Origin of the sequence: Niabella drilacis (genome assembly GCF_900101395.1) — a bacterium.
Classification (GTDB): Bacteria; Bacteroidota; Bacteroidia; order Chitinophagales; family Chitinophagaceae; genus Niabella; species Niabella drilacis.
In genome coordinates this window covers 495,278-502,435 of record NZ_FMZO01000003.1, presented here as the reverse complement: position 1 = coordinate 502,435, position 7,158 = coordinate 495,278, and the positions used below count along the sequence as shown (strand labels likewise).

At 48.0% G+C, this 7,158-nt stretch carries 4 protein-coding genes; 2 read left to right on the top strand and 2 right to left on the bottom strand.

What is annotated here, in order from left to right:
- The coding region (locus tag BLS44_RS08400; protein WP_090389634.1) for a Plug domain-containing protein at nt 1-2,585 on the top strand (2,585 nt) is incomplete at its 5' end.
- Nucleotides 2,586-2,594: 9 nt separating this feature from the next.
- Here BLS44_RS08400 and BLS44_RS08395 read toward each other — a convergent pair.
- On the bottom strand, nt 2,595-3,083 hold the full coding sequence (locus BLS44_RS08395; RefSeq protein WP_143019702.1) for a hypothetical protein: 489 nt from the start codon (nt 3,081-3,083) through the stop codon (nt 2,595-2,597).
- A gap of 180 nt (nt 3,084-3,263) precedes the next feature.
- Nucleotides 3,264-6,125, bottom strand: coding sequence for an excinuclease ABC subunit UvrA (uvrA, locus tag BLS44_RS08390; protein WP_090389591.1), 2,862 nt, complete (start codon nt 6,123-6,125; stop codon nt 3,264-3,266).
- A gap of 328 nt (nt 6,126-6,453) precedes the next feature.
- On the opposite strand from uvrA, the gene BLS44_RS08380 reads away from it, so the two are divergent.
- Nucleotides 6,454-7,059, top strand: coding sequence for an RNA polymerase sigma factor (locus BLS44_RS08380; RefSeq protein WP_245729146.1), 606 nt, complete (start codon nt 6,454-6,456; stop codon nt 7,057-7,059).
- Nucleotides 7,060-7,158 lie beyond the last annotated feature (99 nt).

Below are 7,158 nucleotides of genomic sequence, written 5' to 3'. Positions count from 1 at the left end.
AGGACACCATGTGGATGAAAGGCTATATCCTTGCGGCCAATAATAATACTATAACCGACAGCACCGGCATTGCTTATATTGAACTCATCAACAATGCCGGAGAAGTAGTAAAAAGAACCGCAGCTCCCTGCTACTGGGGACGCTTTCAAAGCAGCATTCCGCTAACAGCAGACAATTTTCCACAGGGCAGCTATACATTGCGGGCTTATACCAGCTGGATGCGCAATTTCGGAGACTCTCTCCTGTATGAAAGTCGTTTTACCATCATTAATCCCAGGGCTGATGAATGGAACGCTCGTATCCGGGAAGTAAAATTTACGGGCAGTCGCATTACCTTAACTGCAGGGTTAACCACTAACACCCTCGCCCCTGTTGCGCGGAAGAAAATATCGGTAAAGATCCGCGCAAAAAACAGGAACCTGCTTCGTTTGCAAACCCAAACAGATGGCGAAGGAAATTTATACATTGATACAATGCTTAAAAACAACCCGGACAACAAGGATCTCGTAATTGAGATCGCGGATAAAGAAGACCTCAAAATACAGGTGCCCGTCAAGGCCGCCGGGCAGTCTGCCATAGATCTTCAGTTCCTGCCGGAAGGAGGCAGCTTTATTGCCGGCAAAGAACAACGCCTGGGCTTTAAAGCACTCAATGTATATGGAAAGGGAATGGAAGCAAAAGGAGTTATCCGGGATGCGCAGGGACAGGAAGTAGCAAAGTTCGCAACGATCCATAGAGGTATGGGCGTAGTGGCGTTTACCCCGAAGAACGGGAGTCATTATACTGCATTTCCCGAGAACGGGAAGCCGGTGCCGTTGCCCGACCCGCAACCCTCCGGCACACTGCTGCAGGTGCAGGCAGCCCCCGCTTCTGACAGCATCCGGGTAATGATCGACGGCACACCCGATCTTTATGGACGGAAATACTATTTTGCAGCAACGGCCGCGGGGATCTCATTTGCCCGGGGCTCCGTTACACTGTCGTCTAAACCCATAAGGCTGCATATTGCCAAAGAGATGATCCCTTCCGGTATCGCAAGACTGACCCTTTACGACAGTCTCATGCGCCCCGTAAATGAGCGGGCCATCTTTATCTGGCATAAGGATCCGCTGCAGTTATCGCTGGTATCCGACAAAGAAATCTACCGAAAAAAAGACAGCGTTTCACTCCTGCTCACTGCCCAGACCGCAGGGAAGCAACACCTCTCCGGAAGCTTTTCCATAGCCGTTATCGATACCAGCCAGGTAAACATCAACCAGCAATCCGAAAACATCCTGAGCTATATGCTCCTGAGCTCCGACCTGAAAGGAACCATCGAGGATCCCTATTATTACTTCCAGAGCCCCCTACCCCAGGCCGTTGACGCGCTGATGCTTACCCAGGGCTGGGTACGCTACGAATGGCAGCCCGCAAACTTTACATTTGACAGGGAAAAAGAATTTATGATCACCGGAAAAGCCACCAATATTTTTAATAAACCATTTGCCCGCACAAAGGTGACTGTATTTGGAAAAGAAGGGAAAAACGGTGTGTTCCTGATGGACACCACCACCAACGATAAGGGCGTATTTACGCTGGAGCACTTCCCCTATTTTACCAATGACAGCATCAGCATGGTCATCGAGGCTTTTAATAAAAAGGGGCGGGCCTTTAATATCGGTATCGAATTAAACGAACCCACATTCCCCTCCTATACCAATATCTCAACCGCCATAGCGCAGCAGAATATTTTACTGGACACCGCTACCGCTCATTTTGTTAATAAGCAAATGGACATCCGTAAACTGATCCGGAAGAACGGCGATTTCCTGGACGAAGTAGTGGTGAAAACAACCGCTGCGATCGCCGGTTCCAAAAACCTGAACAAGAATGGCGGTGCCGACCAGGTGGTCAGTGAAGCAACGCTGGATAAAACACCCAAACAAACCCTGCTGGATGTTTTATACAAACAGGTAAAAGGATTCCGCCTGAGTTCACCTCCCAGAAGCACGCAGCTGCTTTATATGATCAATACCAATATTGTGCGGTTTATTATCGACGGGGTTGATCTTCATTTTTTCTACAACCAGGAAGGTGGTGGGGGAAGCATGAACGACTACCAGCTCTTTGTAGACTCCTACCTAAAATATTTTTCAGCCGAGGATATACGGGCTATCGAGATCATGAACACCTCAAAATATAATAGCAACTACCGCTCTATGTACTTAACTATGGAGGAACAAATGAACTCCGGACCCGCAACCAGGGATTTTTCATTTGTGGAGATCACCACCCGGTCCGGCTCTGGTCCTTTCTTAAAGAAAACCCCGGGTATTTACCTGTACAAACCGGTGGCCCCGGTGCTGGCAAAACAATTTTACAGCCCGCGCTACACTACACCCGACGAAAAAACCGTTGTGCCGGACCTGCGCACTACCGTATACTGGAACCCGGAGGTCATTACCGATCATAACGGCAAAGCACGGGTCTCCTTTTATACATCCGAAAGTGCAGGCAATTATATGATCATTGTACAGGGCACCAACCTCGCCGGAGGGCTGGGTGTATTGTACCAGCCTCTGAAGCTTGAAGAGACCAAAAATTAAAAGGCCATGCTAGTTTTCTATGCAGGACGTTTTATGTAAACGCCCTCCTGTAAAGCTGATGCTGTCCCTGTTCTTAAAAGCCAGTTTCCCGTTTTTTTCTTCCATTGGACCATAGCCTTCAGTAGCAGTACTGTCGCCAAGCAGGAAAGCCACTTCACGCAGGGAGCTCTTTCCTTCTGAAACAAAGGTATAATCTGCGATCAGCGTATCACCGCTCAACCGCCCCTCAATGGTTCCCTGGTTCTTATCCTTTTCATAAAAATGATACGAAAGCGTGCCCGTTACCACATTGGGAAAAACTTCTGTTTTGAGAAAGAAAGTGTCACGGCCGCTTTGACTGGTATAACAAGTGGCTGCCGGTATCATTACATGGTTCTCTTCCTTATGTGCGGAGGAGTCTGCGGAGAGTGCTGCGGCTTCCTGCTGAGGGTTATTGCAGGCCACGCCAAGAAAGAACAGCAAGCCCCATTTGCCGGATGTGGTATTTATCTTTTTCATATTCATAAGGAAAGTTACACTATTGTTTACATACCCTGCACAAAGCAGCAGGAAACAAGTTGATGCATGCGGGTATTGGAGAACAAGGACGACCCGGTACAAGAACGGAATGTTTCCATAACATGCAATCATCACCGGTCCCCAAGATCACATAGTTTCTCATTTTGGCAGTACCCCCTGTTACAAATACTTTCCCGTGTAACTATTCTTCACTTTTTTTATACCGGAGGGTATACCTTCATATACCAGCTCACCGCCACCATCGCCCGCTTCAGGTCCCAGCTCTATCAGCCAGTCGGCACTTTTGATCACATCGATGTTGTGCTCAATCACCAGTACGGTATGTCCCTGCTCGATCAACGCATTGAAAGAGGCCAGCAACTTTTTGATATCATGAAAATGCAAACCCGTTGTTGGCTCGTCAAAAATGAAGAGTACCTTATGATTGTTTTTTCCCTTCCCCAGGAATGAAGCCAGTTTTACCCGCTGTGCTTCACCACCGGAAAGTGTATCAGAGGACTGCCCCAGTTTTATATAGCCCAGGCCTACATCACTCAGCGGCTGTATGGCTTCGCGGATCTTCTTCTCGTCCTTAAAAAATTCCAGCGATGCATCCACGCTCATCTCCAGAACGTCATGAATGTTTTTATCGCGGTATTTTACTTCCAGTACCTCTTCTTTAAAGCGTTTGCCCCCGCAGCTTTCGCAAAGCAGGTGCACATCTGCCAGGAATTGCATTTCCACGATCTGTTCGCCTTCTCCTTTACAGGTATCGCAGCGGCCCCCGTCCACATTAAAGGAAAAGTGTTTCGGTTGAAAGCCCCGCATTTTGCTTAGCGGCTGTTTGGCAAACAGATCGCGTATTTCATCATAGGCCTTTATATAGGTTACCGGGTTGCTCCTTGATGATTTACCGATCGGGTTCTGATCCACCATTTCTATCTGCTGCACACTGTCTACATCACCCGTGATCGCTTTATGAAAACCGATCTTGTCTCCCGAAACCACCAGCTCGCCTTTGATCTTTTGCAGGGCAGGGTACAGGATCTGTTTTATCAGCGTTGTTTTTCCACTGCCGCTCACGCCGCTTACCACCGCCAGCACATTGAGCGGAAAGGTAACGGTAATATCTTTCAGGTTATGTTGCCGTGCACCTTCCACCTTTATGAAGCGGGTCCACTTACGGATTGTTGCCGGCGGATCAATAGAAAAAGTACCACTCAGGTATTTTCCCGTAAGGCTGTCCTTATCTTTCAGCAGCTCTTTATAAGTACCTGCCGCAACCACTTCTCCACCCAGGTGTGCTGCAAGCGGCCCCATATCGATAATATGATCTGCATGGCGCATCACCATATCATCATGCTCCACTACTACTACTGTATTGTTGAGGTCACGCAGTTCTTTCAGCACTTTGATCAGGTTATCGGTATCCCGTGAGTGTAATCCTATTGACGGTTCATCCAGTATGTATAAGGAATTGGTCAGGTTACTTCCCAGGCTCCGGGTAAGCTGTATCCGCTGGCTTTCACCACCGCTGAGCGTATTGGCAACACGGCTCATGGTCAGGTAACCCAATCCCACTTTTAACAGGGTATCCAGGCGGTTGGTGATCTCGAGCAGGATCCGTTTGGCAATGGCGGCTTTATGCGCCGGCAGTTTCAGTTTTTCAAACCAGGTTTTCAGATCCCTCGCGGGCATGGCTCCCAGTTCTCCAATATTTTTGTCGCCTACTTTTACATAAAGGGCCTCTTTGCGCAGCCGGTATCCGTCACAATCCGGGCAGGTAGTACGTCCCCGGTAACGGCTCAATAACACGCGGTACTGTACTTTATAAAGGTTTTGCTCCACCTCTTTAAAAAAATCATCCACACCATAAACAGAGCCGCTGCCCTTCCACAAAAGCGCATATTGTTCTTTTGTAAGGTCTGCTACCGGTTTGTGAACAGGAAAATCGTATTTAGCAGCAGCCTTTATAAAGCGGTCTTTCCATTTCCCCAGCTTTTCGCCCTTCCAGGGTGCCACGGCGCCTTCAAAAACACTCAGCCGTTTATCGGGGATCACCAGGTCGGCATCAATGCCCAGCACCAGGCTAAAGCCCTCACAGGTAGGGCAGGCGCCCAGCGGGTTATTGAAAGAGAACAGGTTGGGACTGGGCTCTTCAAATACGATCCCGTCCAGTTCAAAACGGTTATTAAAATCATGCAGTTGAACCTTACCAGCGGGGGTGATCGTTTGTACAAACACGGTGCCCTCCCCTTCATAAAAAGCAGTGCCGATCGAATCTCCCAGGCGGTGGCGGTCGTCCTCATCCAGCTCACGTGCAATGATCCGGTCAATCAATATGAATACCTGTGCCACGGACCGGCTTTTTGTGCCTGCCTTTGAGGCTCCCAGCAATTTTGCCAGGGCGGCATCTTCCTGCTCCAGCAGCTCTTCAACATCCAGGATCTCCAACGCGGCTTCCCTGGAACCTTCGCCCGCCGCAATCCTTGTAAATCCTTTTTGCAGCAATATATTCAGTTCCTCCCGTATATTCCGGTTGGAGTGCAATTTGAACGGGACCAGTATAAACACCTTGCTGCCGGCTTCCAGTTGCTCAATGGCAGCGATCACATCGGACACATCGTCTTTTTTTACTTCCTTCCCCGAAACGGGAGAAATCGTGGTACCCGCCCGGGCAAAAAGCAACCGGAGATAGTCATAAATCTCCGTCATGGTGCCCACCGTGCTCCTCGGCGTCCGGGTAATGACCTTTTGCTCGATAGCGATAGCCGGGCACAGGTTTTTTATATAATCCACATCCGGCTTGTTCATGCGGTTCAGGAACTGGCGGGCATAGGCACTCAGGCTTTCTGCATAGCGGCGCTGGCCTTCAGCATACAGGGTATCGATGGTGAGGGAAGACTTCCCGGACCCCGACACGCCTGTTACCACAATAAACTGGTTCCTGGGAAACCCTACTGTTACATTTTTCAGGTTATGTACCCGGGCGCCTTTCACGAAAATCTCATCTTTCTTTTCCACGGTTTTTGCCTTCGCCATTCCATTTACAATTTAAGAGGGCACAAATTTAGTCCTTAAATACCTGAAAACGGCGCCCCTTTTTTAAGGACCCGGATATTTTAGCCCGGCTGTGGAAATGCTTCCGCCTCTTTAACAATCCATATACAATACTGTTTATCAATGAATTACAAATAATGTTAAAAAACTTTAACATTATTTTGAAGGTTTTGGGGGCAATTTCTGCCGGCAAGCGCGGCCCATAAACGTTGAAACTCCTATTTTCGCAACACTCGTTTACCCAGAAAGTGTAAAAGAAGATTGTAAAGGGGGTAAATTCGGAGGTTATTGAAATAAGTTTTAATCTAAAATGCAGGAAGCAATTGCTGCAACAATTGAACAACGGATGATAACTTACTTAAAGAAGACTGATAACGAGCTCATAAATTTATTTTCAAAAGGACATACGCCTGCGCTGGATTCATTGCTGAACCGCTACCAGGAAAAATTGTTCAGTACCATATTGTTCCTCGTAAAGGATAAATATCACGCAGAAGATATCTGTCAGGACGTTTTCATAAAGATCATCGAGACATTAAAGAACGGGAAATACAAGGAAGAGGGTAAGTTTTTGCCCTGGGCCATGCGTATTGCCCACAATCTTTGTGTAGACTATTTCAGAAAGCTGAAGCGGATCCCGTTTACAAAAAACAGTGTGGACCACGAGGTGCTGGATACGATCAACTCCTCTGATCAGAATGTAGAAGAAAAGATCATCACCGTCCAGAACATTGGCAAGGCCCAGGATATGCTGGAGCAGTTGCCGGAAGAGCAGCGCGAGGTTATTATCCTCCGCCACTTTGCCAACCTGAGTTTTAAGGAGATTGCCGACATGACCGGGTGCAGTATTAATACGGCATTGGGCCGGATGCGGTATGGGCTGCTGAATCTCAGGAAAATGATGACGGGTAAATAAAGAGCCTGTCATCTTGTAACTCCTGGTGGAAAAAGTAATTCACCAATTGCATTTGGAATTGTTTGAATTTATTTGCCGAATACCACCCGGTTGTTACAA

Excerpts from the sequence above, each read along its gene's own strand:
- BLS44_RS08395 (WP_143019702.1), bottom strand. The coding sequence starts at position 3,083 with ATGAAAAAGATAAATACCACATCCGGCAAATGGGGCTTGCTGTTCTTT.
- BLS44_RS08380 (WP_245729146.1), top strand. The coding sequence starts at position 6,454 with ATGCAGGAAGCAATTGCTGCAACAATTGAACAACGGATGATAACTTAC.
- uvrA (WP_090389591.1), bottom strand. The coding sequence starts at position 6,125 with ATGGCGAAGGCAAAAACCGTGGAAAAGAAAGATGAGATTTTCGTGAAA.